Genomic DNA, 16521 nt, shown 5'->3' with positions numbered 1-16521 from the left:
GTAGCGGCTTGCATCGCAGAGCGCGGAGCGGGGCCAGCGCATTCGATACTTGATAGAAGCCGAATGCCCCGGCGGCTCCGTGCAGCGGATGCGCCGGCGAAATCGCCAGCGGGTGCTCCCGGATTGGGTGTCGGTGGCGGTAAGAATATAGCCGTGCCAGCGACGGTTCTAACGCCCTCGACGGCCGGCTCCGCTAGCGGAGCCGCAGTGCGGTGGAAATGCGTCTACCGGCACAGGTACTCTCAGGCCCACGGCGGCCGGCACCCCGGTGGGGTGTCGCCGAGGGCAAAAAAAGTCAGGCCGCTTTAACAGCGGGGCCCTGCGCTTCCATCAGCGCCTTGAACTCGGGAATACCGAACTGGGCAACGACGTTGAGGTCCGGGTCGAGGATGTCATAAACGTTGCCGGTCACATTGCGGTTCGAGAAGAACGCGATCACGTCCACATCGCCGCCGCCTTCGGTGTGCGCCTCGCCATCGCCTGGCGTCGATACATAGCTGCCGACCGGACGCACTTCCTTCAGCTCGCCATTGGCGCGGTAGATGCGCAGTTCGCCCTGCAGCACCACGGTCACGTAATCGCAGCGGTGGCGGTGCAGCGCGATCTTTGAGTTGGCGTCGAACTTGAACAAAATGTCGACGATACGCTTTTCCTCATCGACGGCGCAGACGTGGAAGTGGACGTGATCCAGGCCTTCCAGCGTGTTCCAGCGGATGTTGCTTTGATCGAAGGGGATGCTCATGGCGTTCCTCGCGTTTTTCTCATTGGACTAATTACCCGGGTCTCGGTGGACGGGCCTAACACCAACGTGACTTGTTGCGCCTGCGGCCGCTTGCCATTTTGCGCCAGGATCTTCATTGGGCATACCGACTGGGAATTGCCATGGCACCCCGACTTTCTGGCTTCACCCGCGCCAGTTCGCTTGGCCCCATCGCTGAGTTCATGGGCCAGAATGGCGCTTCGATCGAACGGGTGCTGAGCGACGTCGATTTGCCGATGACACTGCTGGAGCAGCCCGAAACGCTGGTGCCACTACGCGAGCAGTTCCGCCTGCTGGAGCGGGCGGCGCGGGCCACAGGGGATGAATTTTTCGGCGCCCGGCTGGGGCAGGTTGTGCGATCGCGCCAGCTCAGCGGCTTTGGCGCCTGGGTATGCGGGGCGCCGACGCTGCGCGATGCCATAGCGCGCGCCCATGCCGGCCTCGCCACAATGCTGCAGACATCGACCGAGCTTACGTTCGCGGTTCAGGAAGGCCGCGTGTGCTGGACGATTGAATTCACCGATCCCGAAAGCATCGGACGGCATCATAATGAGCTGCTGGGCGTCAGCTACATGATCGATACCATCCGCAGCTATGCCGGATGCGCTTGGCGACCCGATACACTGGTGACGGCGCTGCCCCGTGGAACACCGCACGCGGAGCTTGAGGACATCTTCCGGTGCAACATCGGCCACGGCGCAGCGGCGACGTCGATAACGTTCGACGTCTGCTTGCTCGATAGCGTCAATCCTTCCGGCTCGCTGCCAGCGATCATTGCGCCGTCAGCGCTTGAGCCAACGGTGCCGGGCCAACGCGACGCCCTGGCCATGATTGGCGCCGTCACCGATCTGGCATTGCATGATGGCTATCCGCGCATCGACTGGGTGGCCGCGAAACTGGGGACGACGCGCCGTACGCTGCAACGGCTGCTGGCTCAGAACGGAACTTCCTTCAGCCGCATCGTCGACGATGCCCTGTTGCGGCGCGCGGTTCGCTATCTGGAAGATAGCGAGCGCAGCATTACGGCCATCGGGTTCGAGCTGGGATATCGGGATGCGGCGCATTTCAGCCGCGCGTTCCATCGCTGGACCGGGATGGCGCCGCGGGTTTATCGGCAGCGCCTCAATTGAGCCTTGGCTATGGTGCGCACTCCTGTAAATCAGCTGGATGATGAAATGCCTGCGGGCGCCCCTAGAGTGCTTCCGGAAAAGTGGGCACCGGTTTTCCGGCAAGCAGCACGACAAAACAACCGGCTAGAGTCTTTCCGCGATTCAACAAACCGCTGACAGGCTCTAGCGCATTCGATGCAAGCCATGAGCGGAAGGGCTGAAAGCCAATGTCCAAGCAGAAGGTGCTCGTTACCGGGGCATCGGGTCTCGTCGCCAAGTTCTGCATCGCGGAGCTTATCCGTCAGGGCTACGACGTGCGCGCGACCGTCCGCAATAAGGCGCGGGTAGAAGCAACCCGGCGCGGGATCGAAAGCGCGGGCGCTGATCCGACAGCAGTGGAATTTGTCGAGGCCGATCTTCTGTCCGACAACGGATGGGATGCGGCAACGGCTGGCTGCCGTTTTGTGCAGCACGTTGCGTCGCCGTTTCCGCTGAAAAATCCGCGCAACGCGGATGAAGTGATCCGCCCCGCGCGTGAGGGCACGCTGCGTGTGCTCAAGGCGGCGCACCGCAGCGGCGTTGCACGCGTTGTGCTGACGTCATCCATCGTTGCCGTTTCGCTGCCGTGGCCTGAAGCGCCGGCGGGGCACGTGTTCGACGAAAACGACTGGAGTAATCCCGAGCGTCCGGACGTAACGCCGTACGTCATGTCGAAGACGCTGGCAGAGCGCGCCGCGTGGGATTTTGTCAATGCAACACCGGGCGCGCCAGAATTGGCCGTCGTCAATCCTGGCTTCGTGCTCGGCCCGGCACCGGATGGTGATCTTTCAACATCGCACGAAGTGGTTCGGCTGATGGGCAAAGGCGCTTATCCCGTCGCGCCGAAAGTTGGCTTCCCGGTCAGCGATGTGCGCGATGTTGCCGCGACGCACGCGCTGGCGATGACGCACGAGCAGGCGAAGGGGCAGCGCTTCCTGTCCGCCAACGGCTTTCTGCGTCTCTACGAGCTTGGTCAAATCATCGGCAAAACGCTGCCCGACATTGCCCGCAAGATGCCGCGCGGAGAAATGCCGGATGGGCTTGTGCGGGTGCTGGCGTTCGTTGATCGTCGCCTGAATGCGGTTAAGCCGGAGCTTGGTTTCCCGCGCCCGGTCAGCAACGCCAAGGCGAAGGAACTGCTGGGGCAGTCGTTCCGGTCCGCCGAAGAGGCAACGGTGGCCGCATCGGAAAGCCTGCGTAAGCTGGGCATTATCTGAGCGCGGGGCCATCGGCTGCCCACGGCTATCTAGTTAATCGGCGGCAATCGCACTGCGGGATGCGCTGCTGCATCCGATTTTGCGGGCAAAATGGCGCGCGGTTGCTGATTTTCTGACATTCAGACGCCATATGCCGGGCATCCCGCCACGGGGGTGCCACGAAATCAGGCCGCTATGCTATTGCTTCGCTCAGAAGTGAGGCCGCGCGCTGGCGTGCTCCAGATGAATGACAACCGGAACGACATTGACCGCATGAGCAGTGATACGACACCAACGTTTTCGAGCCGCATCGGCAACCGCATGGCGGCAAGCATGAAGGCCGCGGCGGTGACATTCGCCGGCATCGGCCTGGTCGCAACAGCCGTTTGGGGCACATCCCTGTTCGCCGAGGCGCAGGACCGGCGCGTGCCGCCGCCTTCGCAGGCGTTGATGCAGTATTCGTTCTCGCCGGTGGTGAAGAAGGCCGCGCCTGCGGTGGTGAACGTCTATGTGCGCTCCAAGGTGCGCACGGCGGCATCGCCTTTCGCCAACGATCCGTTCTTCCAGCGCTTCTTCGGCGGCCGCGGCGGCTTCGGCCTGCCGCAGGAACGCGTGCAGTCATCGCTTGGCTCCGGCGTTATCATCAGCCCGGATGGCGTCATCGTCACCAACACGCACGTTGTGCGTGGCGGCACTGATACGCAGATCCGCGTCGCGCTTTCCGACAAGCGCGAGTTCGACGCGCGCATCGTGTCTCAGGATGATCGCACCGATCTTGCCGTGCTGAAGATCGAAAAGGGCGGCGATGATTTCCCCTTTCTTGAGTTTGCCGACAGCGATGCGCTTGAGGTCGGCGACATGGTGCTTGCCATCGGCAATCCGTTCGGCGTTGGCCAGACCGTAACCAGCGGCATCATTTCGGCGCTGGCGCGCACGGAGATGGCGCAGTCAGATACGCAGGTGTTTCTGCAGACCGATGCCGCGATCAACCCCGGCAATTCGGGTGGCGCGCTGGTCGACATGGACGGCCGGCTTGCCGGCATCAACACGATGATCTTTTCGAAGACCGGCGGCTCGGTTGGCATCGGCTTTGCGATCCCGTCGAACCTCGTGCGCTTCTACGCTGACAACGCTGTGGCCGGTCGCAAGATCGAGCGCCCCTGGCTCGGCGCACAGCTTGAAACGGTAAGCCGTGAAATGGCGGCGACGTTGGGGCTGGAGCGTGTTGCGGGCGCCGTTGTGGTGCGGCTGACGGATAAAAGCCCTGCCACGAAGGCAGGCGTTCAACTGGGCGATGTGATCGTCAAGGTCGATGAATTCGACGTCGCCGATGCGCACTCGGTACTGTATCGCCTTACGACCCGTGGCGTCGGCAACAGTGCGAACCTTGAGGTGATCCGCAACGGCAAGCGGTTGACGCACAACATCGCGCTGCTGCCCGCGCCCAAGCCCGGCAAGGATGACGTGCGCAATCTGTCCGGCAATCATCCGTTCGATGGCGCGCGCGTCTCGAACATCCTTCCGAGCGTGGCGGATGAGTTCAATCTCGATGACACCGATGGCGTTGTGATCGTCGCGGTGCGCTCCGGCGGTGTCGCTGCGCGGCTCGATTTTCAGCCGGGCGACATCATCGTCGAGATCGGCGACCAGCGCATCACCGACGTCATCATGCTTGACGAACTGACGCGAAACCGGCAGCGCATATGGCGCGTCACGGTCAAGCGCGGTGGACGCCTGATGAAACTGCAAATGGCAGGATAGAAAGGTGAGCAACCTTTTTGAAGCGGCCGGTCTGGAGAAGGGGGCGCCAAGCCCGCTGCCGGAACGGCTGCGCCCGAAGAAGCTGGCCGATGTTGTCGGGCAGGATCATCTGGTCGGCCCCAACGGCACGCTGACGCGCATGCTGAAGAGCGGCCGCTTGCCGAGCCTCATTCTGTGGGGGCCACCCGGTTCCGGCAAGACGACGGTCGCGCGTCTGCTGGCGCACGAAACGCAGCTGGAGTTTGAGCAGCTTTCGGCGATCTTTTCCGGCGTGCAGGATCTGCGCAAGGCGTTCGATCGCGCGAAAGCGCGGCGCGAGCTCGGCAAGGGCACGCTGCTGTTCATCGACGAGATCCATCGCTTTAATCGCGCGCAGCAGGACAGCTTCCTGCCCTACATGGAAGACGGCACGATCACGCTTGTCGGCGCGACGACGGAGAACCCTTCGTTCGAGCTCAACAGTGCCGTGCTGAGCCGTGCGTCGGTGCTGGTTTACAATCGTCTTGATGAAGCGGCGATCGAAACGCTGCTCCAGCGGGCTGAAAAGGAAGAGCAGCGTCCGCTGCCGCTGGACGCCGATGCGCGCGAAGCGCTGATAGGCATGGCTGATGGCGACGGCCGCTCCGCCATCAATCTGGCCGATGAGGTATTTGCCGCCGTCGCGCCCGGCCAGAAGCAGCTGGATCGCAATGCGCTGAGCACGCTGGTGCAGAAGCGCGCGCCGCTCTACGACAAAACGCGCGAGGGGCATTACAACCTTGTCAGTGCGCTGCATAAGTCGGTACGCGGTTCCGATCCGGACGCTGCGCTTTACTGGCTGTGCCGCATGCTGGATGGCGGCGAGGACCGGCTGTTTCTCGCGCGCCGGCTGGTGCGGATGGCGGTGGAAGATATCGGCCTCGCCGATCCGCAGGCGGTGGTGCAGGCGCTGGCGGCCAAGGACACGTACGATTTTCTCGGCAGCCCCGAGGGTGAGCTGGCGCTGGCACAGGCGACGATCTATCTGGCCACGGCGCCCAAGTCGAACGGCGCCTATGTGGCCTACAAGGCCGCAATGCGTGCCGCCAAGGAGCACGGCTCGCTCAGCCCGCCCAAGCACATTCTCAACGCGCCAACCAAGCTGATGGAACAGCAGGGCTACGGCGAGGGGTATGCCTACGATCACGATGCGGAGGATGGCTTTTCGGGGCAGGATTATTTCCCCGACGAGTTCGCGCGCCGACCGCAGTATTACGATCCGCCCGAGCGCGGGTTTGAACGGGAAATCCGCAAGCGGCTGGCCTACTGGGGCGATCTGCGCCAGAAGCGGGGTGGGGGAAAATAGCCGCGCCGCATTCGGGGGTGCTGCTCGGCTGTTCTGACTGGTATTCGAACGGCCGATCCGCCTTCACCACATCGCTCCCAGGCGGTTCACGAGATTGCCACGGGCGGCTAACATAGTGGTGGCTGGGCTAGGAGACAGGGCCTGGAAACAGGCCGGGGGAGGCAGTGGCGTGGTGACATTCATCGATCTATGGCGCGGCCATCCGATCAATGAATCGGTGACGGCGCCATGCATCGCGCCGCAGAATCTGACCAACATGGAAGGCAAACAGGTGGCCATGGGCTATCCCGTGTTTGCCAACCAGTGTGCGATCCGCGTCGGCGTTGCGCTGCGCCGTGCCGGCGTGACCGACGCTCAGATCGGCGGCTGTGCCGCCTGCGGTGTGCACCCGCGCTCGCAGATGCATTTCATCAATGCCACCCAGCTTGCCAACGCTATCGCGCGCGCCAACCTGCCCGGTGTTGGGCCCGTCGAGCGCATCAAGGGCACCGACGCGGCGGACTATTATCCGCGCATCTTCGGCCGCACCGGCATCATCTACATCCAGGACTACTGGAAGCGGTCTAGCGACGCCGGGCGACCAACCGGTGATCACATCGATCTGTGGAATGGCTATCGCACATCGGCCAAGTGGCTGCTCGAATGGTTTTCGTGGGCGGAACTATGCCAACGCGGGCGAAATCTGGTTCTGGGAAGTGAAATAACCGTACGCTGAACAAATGTTGATTGATCGGTGTTGCCGCACCTGATTGCGCACGCAGCTCGAAGGGGACGGGGAATGCGCTACGTTATCGCGATGGTGTTTGCCTTCATCGGTGCCGTGCTGGCAGCGATGTTTCTCAGCTCGCCCGCCGCCGATTGGGTGACAGCGCATCAATCGTTCGAAAGCTCTGACGACGCTGAAAACCTGCACATGCTGGTGTTCATCGTCGCCAACATCGCCGGTCTCATCATCGGCTGGACGGTGGGCTGGATCATCGCCGGTTTGGGCCGTCGCGGTGCGACGGCGGCGGACAAGTAACGCAGTACACAACGGCGCTGGGTCTCGTTGCGCACGACGGAGGCGCTTCGATCATCATCAAGGCGCCAGCAGCTTCAACGGCCACATGTAGGCTTGTCCCAGCACCAGCAGGCCGACCAGCGTCGCCAGCGCGACGGAGTGGAAAGCAACAAAGCGCAGGATCGAGCCTTCGTGGCCATACCAGCGCGTGGCGGTTGACGCGACCACGATTGACTGCGCGTCCATCATCTTGCCCATCACGCCGCCGGAGCTGTTGGCGGCCGCCATCAGTACCGGATCGATGCCGAGCTGCTCTGCGGTGACACGTTGTAGACCGCCGAACAGCACGTTTGAGGATGTGTCCGATCCGGTCAGCATGACACCGAGCCAGCCGATATATGTGCCGAACAGCGGATAGAGCCAGCCCGTGTTCGCCAGCGCCAGCCCGAGCGTTGCGTCGACGCCGGAGTAACGCGTGACGAAACCGATGGCGAGCATGCATGCGATGGTGAGTAGCGAGAAGCGCACCAGATAAAGCGTGCGCGCATACATGCGTATGAGGCCACCCGGCCCGTAACCGAGAAGCAGGCCGGAAATGATAGCCGCCAGCAGAATGCCGCTGCCCGTTGCTGACAGCGCATTGAAGTTGAAGATGGCGGCTTCAACTTTCGGCTCGGCGACGACGGGCGGCATTTTCTGCACCGCTTCGTGCAAGCCGACCACCGGCAGCTTTAGCGACCAGACACCATCAAGGGCCGCGCGCACCTGCGGCGTGCCCCACAGGAACACAAAAGCGCTCAGCACGAGCCACGGCATCCATGCGCGCCGTACGGCAGCGCGGGAGTGCGCGGGCCGTGCATTGGCGTCGCTGCCGATGTTGCCAGCGTTGGGTGTTGCTGCGTTAGCGTCGTCAGATTCCGACACCGACCGCATCGGATTGGCCGGCCGCCAGACACGCAGGAACAGCGCCAGTGAGGCCATCGACACCACGGACGCCACGATGTCGACGAGCCATGGCCCGTGAAAGTTTGAGACGAGATACTGCGGAATGGCGAACGATACGCCCGCAACCAAAATCGGCGGCCAGACTTCAAACATGCGTCGCCAGCCGACGAAGGCGACGATAAGCCAGAACGGAACCAGCACCGAGAAGAACGGCAGCTGACGGCCGACCATGCCGCTGAGTTCGTGCAGGTCGAGACCGGTGACGGCGGCCAGCGCGATGATCGGCGTACCCAATGCGCCGAACGCAACCGGCGCCGTGTTCGCGATCAGGGAAAGCCCCGATGCGGCAAGCGGGGTGAAGCCCAGGCCGATCAGCATCGCGGCTGTCACCGCAACGGGGGTGCCGAACCCGGCCGCGCCTTCGAAGAATGCGCCGAGGCAGAACGCGATGAACAACAGTTGCAGGCGGCGGTCGTCGCTGATGGCCCCGATGGAGGTGCGCAGGATTTCAAAGTCGCCCCGTTCCACCGTGAGCTGATAAAGGAAGATCACATTGAGGATGATCCAGCCGATGGGCAGCAGTCCGAACGCCGCGCCATAGGCGGCAGCGAGGCCAGCCATCGGCGCCGGCATGCCAAAAAAGACGATGGCCACCAGCAAAGCGGCGGCCAGTCCGAGCAGGGCGGCCACATGCGCACGCAACTCGAAAATGCCGATGCCGCCTAGCAGCACCGCGATAGGGATGGCGGCCACGGCGGTGGAAAGCACCATGCTGCCGAATGGGTCGTAAACCTGAGACCACATGCGCTTTCCCCCTGGCTGCGTTTTCTTAAGAAGCTACGTCGCGCCGCTGAGCTGGGTCAAACCGGAAAGGCACAGTGGTGTTGCCCGGGGGCCGAAAACACAGCCCGGGCAGGCGGCCAAAGGCATGGAATGTTTCGCCACGCTGGACAGAATTGGCGGTGCACCGTAGTTGATCGCAGGCAATCCGACTGATTTTCCAGTTATAAAGCCGTGTCACGCTAGGCATCGGCCGCCCGCCGCGTGTTAGCCACCAATCCGATCAGAGCTCCGAACCCGCATGAACGACCGCGTTGAGACCATCGAAGTGAAGTCGAGCGAAGCGGACATGCGCCTCGACCGCTGGTTCCGCGTACACTTTCCGGAGGTGGGCTATTCCTACCTGCAGAAGCTGCTGCGCACCGGTCAGGTGCGGGTGAACAGCAAGCGTGCTGAGGCAAACTCACGGCTTGAAGCCGGGGCGCAAATTCGCGTGCCAGCCGTCGTGCGTGCTGCACCCAAGGCTGCGGCGGGTGCAACGGGCGTCAAGCCGCCGATGGGCGTTTCGAAGGCGGACCGAGACCGCATCGAAAAAATGATTCTGTTCGAGGACGATCATCTGCTCGTGCTCAACAAGCCGTTCGGACTGGCGGTGCAGGGCGGCACCGGAACCAAGAAGCACATCGACGGCATGCTGGAAGGCATGGCGGATCGTTTCGGCGGCGAGCGCCCGCGCCTCGTGCATCGCCTCGACCGCGACACCACCGGCGTGCTGCTGGTGGCCAAGCATCGCGATGCGGCGGCCAAGCTCGGCCGCGTGTTTCAGACCCGCTCGGCGGCGAAGACCTATTGGGCGCTGGTGAAAGGCGTTCCGAAACCGCCCCAGGGCAAAATTGAAGTGCCGCTGGTGAAGGCGCCAAGCGCCGATGGCGATCGTGTGCGCAAGGCGTTGCCGGGCGAGCAAAACGTGGCGATGCATGCGACGACGCATTATTCCGTCATCGATCGGCTTGCGCACAAGGCGGCGTGGATGTCGCTGAAGCCGGTAACGGGCCGCCAGCATCAGTTGCGCGCCCACATGGAGCTGATCGGGCATCCCATCGTTGGCGACAATAAATACGGCGGCGATGAAAACCTGCCGGCGGAGCAGATCGAGAACAAGCTGCATCTGCACGCGCGCCGTCTCGTGCTGCCGCATCCCTATTCCGGCGGCAACCTCGATGTAACCGCGCCGCTGCCCGATCACATGCGCGCCACCTGGGAACTGCTTGGCCTCGACGCCGAACGTTATGGAGACAACGATAAATGAAGCTGGTCGTTCTTGATTGCGATGGGACACTCGTCGACAGCCAGAACGGCATCTGCGAAGCGATGACGTTCGCATTCTCCGGCTTCGGACTGACGCCGCCGCAGCGTGAGGCGACGCTGGCTATTGTCGGCTTGTCGCTGCCCGAAGCCATAGCCGCGCTGGCACCGGATCATGACGCCGAACTGCGCTATCAGCTCGTTGAGCGCTATAAATCGGCTTTTCTGGAAATTCGTCGCGATCCTGCACTGCATGAGCCGCTGTTCGAAGGCATCGGCGCCGCGATAGAAGCGCTGGCCCAGCGGGGCGATGTGCTGCTTGGCATCGCCACCGGAAAATCGCGCAAGGGCGTCGATCGTCTGTTCGAGCGCGAGGACTGGGGCAAGCGTTTCATCACCATTCAGACCGCTGACAACAATCCTTCCAAGCCGCATCCGGCCATGCTGCATTCGGCGATGTCGGAAGCCGGTGTCGGTCCGGAACGCACCGTTATGGTGGGAGACACCACGTTTGACATCGAAATGGCGGTTGCGGCCGGAACCGGAGCGCTTGGCGTCGGTTGGGGTTATCATCCGCTCGATGAACTGAAGGCGGCCGGCGCGCATCACGTTATCAGCACCAGCGACAACCTGATTGCCGGCCTTGATGCCTGTTTCGCCAGTCGGGAGATTTCCGCATGAGCGATGCCAGCGACCACGACGATGCGCAATCGGCCGACAGCAATGACGGCGCGGTGAAGGTTCCCGGCCGCGATGCGCCCAAGCCGCTGCCGAAGCGCTTTTACAAAGATGTTAGCGTTGGCGAAGCTGCCGATGGCGGCTTCAATGTGCTGCTGGATGGCCGCGCGGTGCGCACGCCGGCCAAGCAGCCATTGATCGTGCCGACCCGGGCGCTGGCCGATGCCATCGCGGAAGAGTGGGCGGCGCAAACTGAAAATATCAATCCCGCCACCATGCCGTTGTCGAAGCTGGCGATCACCGCCATCGATGGTGTAACCGGCTCCCGCGCTGAGGTTGCGGCGGATATCGTGCGTTATGCCGGCAGCGATCTGCTGTGCTATCGCGCCGAGGGGCCGGAAGCGCTGGCCGTGCTGCAGGCGGCCGCGTGGGATCCGATTTTGCGCTGGGTGGAAGACGAAACCGGCGCCCGATTTTATCTGGCGGAAGGCGTGATGCCGGTGACGCAGAGCGACGATGCGCTGGAGCGCTTCGGTACCCTGGTTGCGCCATACGATGCCTTCGGCCTGACCCCGCTGCACGTGATGACGACGCTCACCGGCTCGGCCTTCATCGCGCTTGCGGTTGCGAATGGCCGCCTGGACGCGGAGCAGGCGTGGCTGGCGGCGCATGTCGATGAGGATTGGCAGATCGCGCGCTGGGGCATCGATGAAGAAGCCACCGAGCGGCGTGTGCGTCGGCATCGGGAAATGCTGGCGGCCAGCCGCTTCCTGCAACTGCTGTCAGCGTGAAGGGCGGCGGCGTGCCAGCGTGAGCCTCAGCCGATTGCGTGTCGGGCGGAGATGAAGCTTTGGATGCAACCATCGAGCTGGCTGCTGTCGTTGGCATCCTCCTGGCGTTCCCGCCGGTCATCTGGGTGTATTACCATCATCGGCATACCGGGCTGGCGGGCTATCTGTGGCATCGGCACCCGGCATTTGTGTATGCGCTGATGGCGTTCGGCATTGCGCTGTGGACGGCGGCAGCACTCTGGGTCGCTGGGCGCATTGGCATTCTGTCGCCCGCAACCATCGAGATTTTCTCAACCGCTCTCAGTGGTCCGGTCGCCATTCTCGCCATCGCGACTTTTGTGACAGGCGTGCCGGCCCTCATTGGCTATCTGCGCCAGTTGGACCGCAACTGAAAGCCGTTCACATTCTGAATGGCGCTGGTGAAATGCGCCGGGCAGCGCTGAAATTCGGCATCCGTGCCCCCGAGATGTAATGCAGCAGCCTTTCAACGGCTTCCATCCACAGCCGTAAGGCCATGAAACACCGTTGAAAATGGCAGAAATTCCGGCCCCGTTCCTATAGGTCGCACGGTGCGGCGCAGCGCCCGCGTTCCAAGCACGCCAAGTGCGTGCTATGAGGCCAGCCATGCGGCGTCAGGCCGCGCGTCGACGAGGGAAGGCAAAGCGAACATGAAGGACATCATCGGGGAGCTTGAGAAGCGCCGCGCCAATGCACGGCTTGGCGGCGGACAGGCGCGTATCGATGCCCAGCACAAGCGTGGCAAACTCACCGCGCGCGAACGTATCGAGCTGCTGATGGATGAGAACTCCTTTGAGGAGTTTGACACCTTCGTCGAGCATCGCTGCACCGACTTCGGCATGGAAAAGCAGAAGACGCCGGGCGATGGCGTCGTCACCGGCTGGGGCACCATCAACGGCCGCGTCGTTTACGTATTCGCCAAGGACTTCACCGTCATGGGCGGCTCCCTTTCGGAGAGCCACGCCCGCAAGATGACGAAGATCCAGGACATGGCGCTGAAGAATCGCGCGCCGATCATCGGCGTGTTCGATGCCGGCGGCGCCCGCATTCAGGAAGGCGTTGACGCGCTGGGTGGCTACGGCGAGGTGTTCACCCGCAACGTGCTGGCTTCCGGCGTAATTCCGCAGATTTCCGTCATCATGGGCCCGTGCGCTGGCGGCGACGTCTACTCGCCTGCCATGACCGACTTCATCTTCATGGTGAAGGACACGAGCTACATGTTCGTGACCGGTCCGGACGTCGTGAAGACCGTGACCAACGAAACCGTCACCTCCGAAGAGCTGGGCGGCGCCAAGGTGCACACGTCCAAGTCATCGGTTGCCGATGGCGCCTACGAGAATGACGTCGAGGCGCTGCTGCAGATGCGTCGCCTGATGGATTTCCTGCCGGCCAACAATCAGTCCGGCGTTCCTGTGCTGCCGACCGCTGACAGCCTGGACCGCGTAGATTATTCGCTGGATACACTGATCCCGGACAATCCGAACAAGCCTTACGACATCAAGGAACTGATCCTGAAGGTTGCCGACGAGGGCGACTTCTTCGAGATCCAGGAAGCTTACGCGAAGAACATCGTCACCGGCTTTGCCCGCATGGACGGCCACACGGTCGGCATCGTCGCCAATCAGCCGATGGTTCTGGCGGGCGTGCTCGATAGCGATGCATCGCGCAAGGCGGCGCGGTTCGTGCGCTTCTGCGATTGCTTCGAGATTCCGATCGTCACCTTCGTCGACGTTCCGGGCTTCCTGCCGGGAACGGCGCAGGAATACGGCGGTCTCATCAAGCACGGCGCCAAGCTGCTGTTCGCCTATGCCGAGGCTACGGTGCCGAAGGTTACGGTCATCACCCGCAAGGCTTACGGCGGCGCGTACGATGTGATGAGCTCAAAGCATATTCGCGGCGACGTGAACTATGCTTGGCCGACCGCTGAAATCGCGGTGATGGGTGCCAAGGGTGCAGCGGAAATTCTCTATCGTTCGGATCTCGGCGATCCGGAGAAGATCCAGCAGCGCATCAACGAATATCAGGAGCGGTTCGCCAATCCGTTCGTTGCCGCCGAGCGTGGTTACATCGACGAAGTGATCCTGCCGCACGGCACGCGTCGGCGCATCGGGCGTGCGCTGGACATGCTGCGCAACAAGACGCTCGAAAATCCGTGGAAGAAGCACGACAACATCCCGCTCTAAGCGAGTGTTGAACAATAGGGCGAGAGCGCCGAGGCGGTGGATGATCAATCCCAGCTTCGCGCTCTCGCCCTTTTATTTTGCGCTGACGCAGGCGGGTGTCGTGGGAAGATTGTTTTTCAACTGAAGCCCGGAATACTGGGCCGTGCCGCGCGAGCGCCCGTGATGCTGTTGCGCGTGGGTTGAGAGACGTCGGGCTGAGGCTCGGAGTACGATATTAGGGCCGCATCGCTACTGCCGCAGGTACTCCGCTATTTGGTCGAAGATCGGCACCAGATTTTCACCGATGGCGTAAGCGCCAGCGACGATCATTATGCTCAAGAAGCCCGCGAGCACGCCATATTCGATCGACGTGGTGCCGTTATCGTCGGCGATAAAGCGATTTATAAATTTCACGGCGACCTCCGGTTCGTGAAACTATTGAGGCGCATTTCTTCACAAATGGTTCTTTGTCGCGGTGTAGGCGCCTACTGCTGAGTGGCGGTGGTTACCCGTTCGCTGATCGGTTGCGACCACTTGTTTATATCCAGTGGCGAATGGCTTTCTGGCCTGGCGGCGCTGCGGTTCGCCCACACTCCCAATCAGGCCCGGCGGCCGGCTCCCCGCAGGGGAGTCGCCGGGCCTAATAAATAATGAACATTACCTGCAACCGGTATTCAGAACGGGTTCAAGGCGGAGCGGGCAATCTCCTTTCATCAGATCAACGGCGCCTCAGCAACGACGGCGCGAACCGAAGAAAGAGGATGGACCCATGAACAAGATCGCTCTCATCGCTGCCACGCTGGTTACCGCTGTCGCCGCCACGTCCGTTGCCGCCTCAGCGGGTAGCATCAACCGCACGCAGGATCGCCAGCTCGACCGGATCGAGCAGGGCCGCAAGAGCGGATCGATCACCTGGACGGAAGGCCTGAAGCTGCGCGCGGAGCAGAAGCGTATCGCCAACCGCAAGGCGCAGCTGAATTCGAAGGGCTATCTCACCAAGTCGGATCGCCGCGAGTTGAACAGCATGCAGCGTGACGCCTCCTACAACATTACGAAGGAGCGCCACGACGCCAAGCGCCGCCCGACCTGGCTGCCGCGCGTCGGCAAGTAAGCCGAACGAAAATCACTTGCTCCGACTGGTTTGCGGAGCAGGTACATCGAACGAAAGTTTCCCCTCACACGTTACGTTTCAGCTTTCCTTACGCGTTACTCCCCCCGGAACACTTACGGGCCGCCCCCTCAGCGGCCCGTTTTTTTGCCCGCAATGATTGGGCGCGTGGCGTTCGGGGATGGAGCCAGTTGCGAAAAACGCAACATCTGCTCCGGGGCGAGGCACCTGTTAGCCAATTAGTAAGCCTGTTTTCCTAGTGTTTCGGCATCGAGTTTTTTTATTATGCGAGCGGGGCCCGAGATGAGTGCGTTGCAGTCGCTTCCGATTACCGAGATGTTGCAGCGTGGAAGCATCCACGAAGTTGATGTTCTCAGGCTCAAGAGCGCGTTTCACCACGACAGTGCGATTACAGCCGATGAGGCCGAGGCCCTCTTTGCGCTCAATGAAACCTGCCAGTCGCAGCATTCGACCTGGGACGGCTTTTATGTCGAGGCGCTGACGGATTACGTCGTCGCGCAGGTTCTGCCCGAAGGCTATCTGACTGCGGATGAAGCTCACCGCTTTTTCAAGCGCATTTCGTCTGAAGGTTTTGTCGAGCGAAAGACCGATTTGGACCTTCTGGTCAACGTGCTCACCAAATCCCGTTGGTCGCCTGTCAGCCTGTCGTGCGCTGCGCTGAATCAGGTGAAGCATGCCGTCACCACTGGCTCAGGCCCATTGCGAGCTGCATATCCGGGCGAATCCGGCACCATTCGTGAAAGCGAAGTCGAGTTGGTTCGGCGCATTCTTTATGCGTTCGGCGGCGATGGAGCGGTGCCAATCACGCAGGCGGAAGCTGACGTTCTGTTCGAGATCAATGACCAGATCTGCGAACCGCAGGCGAATGCCGCTTGGATGGATCTGTTCGTGAAGGCGCTCACCAACGTGGCGATGGCGTGCTCCGGACAGGCAGTGCCGACGCGCGAAGAATCGCTGCGGCGCGATCCGTGGCTGATGGAAGCGACCGGTGAGCTGTCGCAGCTCGCGCTGCTGTCAGCGATGGTTTCGTCCAGCCTCAAGGGCATCCGTTCGGGCTATCGCGAGCAGTCGTCTGAAGAGCGGGCGCTGATGCGTCTGGAGATGCAGCGGATCGAAATCATCACCAACGAAGAGATCGTAGCGGCCGATGCGGCATGGCTTTGCGGTCGGATTGGTCGCCGGGGCCGGCTCACGGCGAGCGAAGCGGCGCTGGTGGCGTATCTCAGCCAGGAGAGCCGGAAAATCCATCCGGAACTGCAGGCGAAGGTGCAGCGCCTGGCCGAAGCTGCTTAATCGATTGAGATTTCAGGAGGCCGTTCGGGTTTTGCCCGAGCGGCCTTTTGTCATGCCTAGCGGACCACGATTTGGGGCATGGTGCGTAAATTCGCGCTCAAAACAGCACGCTGCACAATTTTTTGCCTGAAATATCAACGGCAAAGAAACCCACGCTGCTTTAAGCCGGCGCTGGCGGATGTTTTGTGAAACGGCCCGCTTGCGGGTTTGTGAATAGAGTGGATTTCCGCC

The 16521-nt window shown here is 62.1% G+C and carries 16 protein-coding genes; 13 read left to right on the top strand and 3 right to left on the bottom strand.

Annotated features, from left to right (window positions below):
* Window positions 1–295: 295 nt before the first annotated feature.
* Window positions 296–742, bottom strand: a complete 447-nt coding sequence (locus C6Y62_RS11195) for a cupin domain-containing protein (protein ID WP_173953966.1) — start codon at window positions 740–742, stop codon at window positions 296–298.
* A gap of 140 nt (window positions 743–882) precedes the next feature.
* Between C6Y62_RS11195 and C6Y62_RS11190 the strand changes: the two genes are divergently transcribed.
* From C6Y62_RS11190 to C6Y62_RS11165, 6 genes are all read left to right on the top strand, one after another.
* A complete protein-coding gene (locus C6Y62_RS11190) occupies window positions 883–1890 on the top strand; it encodes a helix-turn-helix transcriptional regulator (protein ID WP_173953965.1) in 1008 nt (335 codons plus the stop codon).
* Window positions 1891–2096: 206 nt separating this feature from the next.
* A complete protein-coding gene (locus tag C6Y62_RS11185) occupies window positions 2097–3125 on the top strand; it encodes an NAD-dependent epimerase/dehydratase family protein (RefSeq protein ID WP_173953964.1) in 1029 nt (342 codons plus the stop codon).
* A gap of 252 nt (window positions 3126–3377) precedes the next feature.
* Window positions 3378–4865: a Do family serine endopeptidase gene (locus tag C6Y62_RS11180; protein ID WP_246274579.1), complete on the top strand. Its 1488-nt coding sequence runs from the start codon at window positions 3378–3380 to the stop codon at window positions 4863–4865.
* Between the two features lie 4 nt (window positions 4866–4869).
* Window positions 4870–6189 carry a replication-associated recombination protein A gene (locus C6Y62_RS11175; protein ID WP_068459068.1) on the top strand — a complete coding sequence of 440 codons (1320 nt, stop codon included), beginning with the start codon at window positions 4870–4872 and terminating at the stop codon, window positions 6187–6189.
* Window positions 6190–6358: 169 nt separating this feature from the next.
* A complete protein-coding gene (locus C6Y62_RS11170) occupies window positions 6359–6904 on the top strand; it encodes a T6SS effector amidase Tae4 family protein (RefSeq protein WP_173953963.1) in 546 nt (181 codons plus the stop codon).
* A 63-nt stretch (window positions 6905–6967) separates the two neighbouring features.
* Window positions 6968–7210, top strand: coding sequence for a hypothetical protein (locus tag C6Y62_RS11165; RefSeq protein WP_173953962.1), 243 nt, complete (start codon window positions 6968–6970; stop codon window positions 7208–7210).
* A 57-nt stretch (window positions 7211–7267) separates the two neighbouring features.
* On the opposite strand, the gene C6Y62_RS11160 is transcribed toward C6Y62_RS11165, so the two are convergent.
* A complete protein-coding gene (locus tag C6Y62_RS11160) occupies window positions 7268–8938 on the bottom strand; it encodes an L-lactate permease (RefSeq protein ID WP_173953961.1) in 1671 nt (556 codons plus the stop codon).
* 277 nt (window positions 8939–9215) lie between these two features.
* Here C6Y62_RS11160 and C6Y62_RS11155 point away from each other — a divergent pair, with 277 nt between their 5' ends.
* From C6Y62_RS11155 to C6Y62_RS11135, 5 genes are all read left to right on the top strand, one after another.
* Window positions 9216–10223 carry an RluA family pseudouridine synthase gene (locus C6Y62_RS11155; RefSeq protein WP_173953960.1) on the top strand — a complete coding sequence of 336 codons (1008 nt, stop codon included), beginning with the start codon at window positions 9216–9218 and terminating at the stop codon, window positions 10221–10223.
* On the top strand, window positions 10220–10900 hold the full coding sequence (locus tag C6Y62_RS11150; RefSeq protein ID WP_173953959.1) for an HAD-IA family hydrolase: 681 nt from the start codon (window positions 10220–10222) through the stop codon (window positions 10898–10900). Before C6Y62_RS11155 ends, C6Y62_RS11150 begins: the two co-directional genes overlap by 4 nt.
* Window positions 10897–11688: an ATP12 family chaperone protein gene (locus C6Y62_RS11145; RefSeq protein ID WP_173953958.1), complete on the top strand. Its 792-nt coding sequence runs from the start codon at window positions 10897–10899 to the stop codon at window positions 11686–11688. The genes C6Y62_RS11150 and C6Y62_RS11145 overlap by 4 nt, the downstream gene beginning before the upstream one ends.
* A 59-nt stretch (window positions 11689–11747) precedes the next feature.
* A complete protein-coding gene (locus C6Y62_RS11140) occupies window positions 11748–12080 on the top strand; it encodes a hypothetical protein (RefSeq protein ID WP_173953957.1) in 333 nt (110 codons plus the stop codon).
* 276 nt (window positions 12081–12356) lie between these two features.
* Window positions 12357–13889, top strand: coding sequence for an acyl-CoA carboxylase subunit beta (locus tag C6Y62_RS11135; RefSeq protein ID WP_068459076.1), 1533 nt, complete (start codon window positions 12357–12359; stop codon window positions 13887–13889).
* Window positions 13890–14117: 228 nt separating this feature from the next.
* On the opposite strand, the gene C6Y62_RS16450 is transcribed toward C6Y62_RS11135, so the two are convergent.
* The gene (locus C6Y62_RS16450) at window positions 14118–14282 is read right to left on the bottom strand and encodes a Flp family type IVb pilin (protein ID WP_173953956.1); all 165 of its coding nucleotides are present in this window, start codon (window positions 14280–14282) and stop codon (window positions 14118–14120) included.
* 355 nt (window positions 14283–14637) lie between these two features.
* On the opposite strand from C6Y62_RS16450, the gene C6Y62_RS11125 reads away from it, so the two are divergent.
* Complete coding sequence (locus tag C6Y62_RS11125; protein WP_068459077.1) at window positions 14638–14979, top strand: hypothetical protein; 342 nt, start codon at window positions 14638–14640, stop codon at window positions 14977–14979.
* A 300-nt stretch (window positions 14980–15279) separates the two neighbouring features.
* Complete coding sequence (locus tag C6Y62_RS11120) at window positions 15280–16290, top strand: hypothetical protein (RefSeq protein ID WP_173953955.1); 1011 nt, start codon at window positions 15280–15282, stop codon at window positions 16288–16290.
* Window positions 16291–16521 lie beyond the last annotated feature (231 nt).

Origin of the sequence: Hyphomicrobium sulfonivorans (assembly GCF_013306565.1) — a bacterium.
Lineage (GTDB): Bacteria > Pseudomonadota > Alphaproteobacteria > Rhizobiales > Hyphomicrobiaceae > Hyphomicrobium_A > Hyphomicrobium_A sulfonivorans.
The sequence above is the reverse complement of the archived record's forward strand: the minus strand, read 5'-3'. Positions and strand labels throughout refer to the sequence as shown.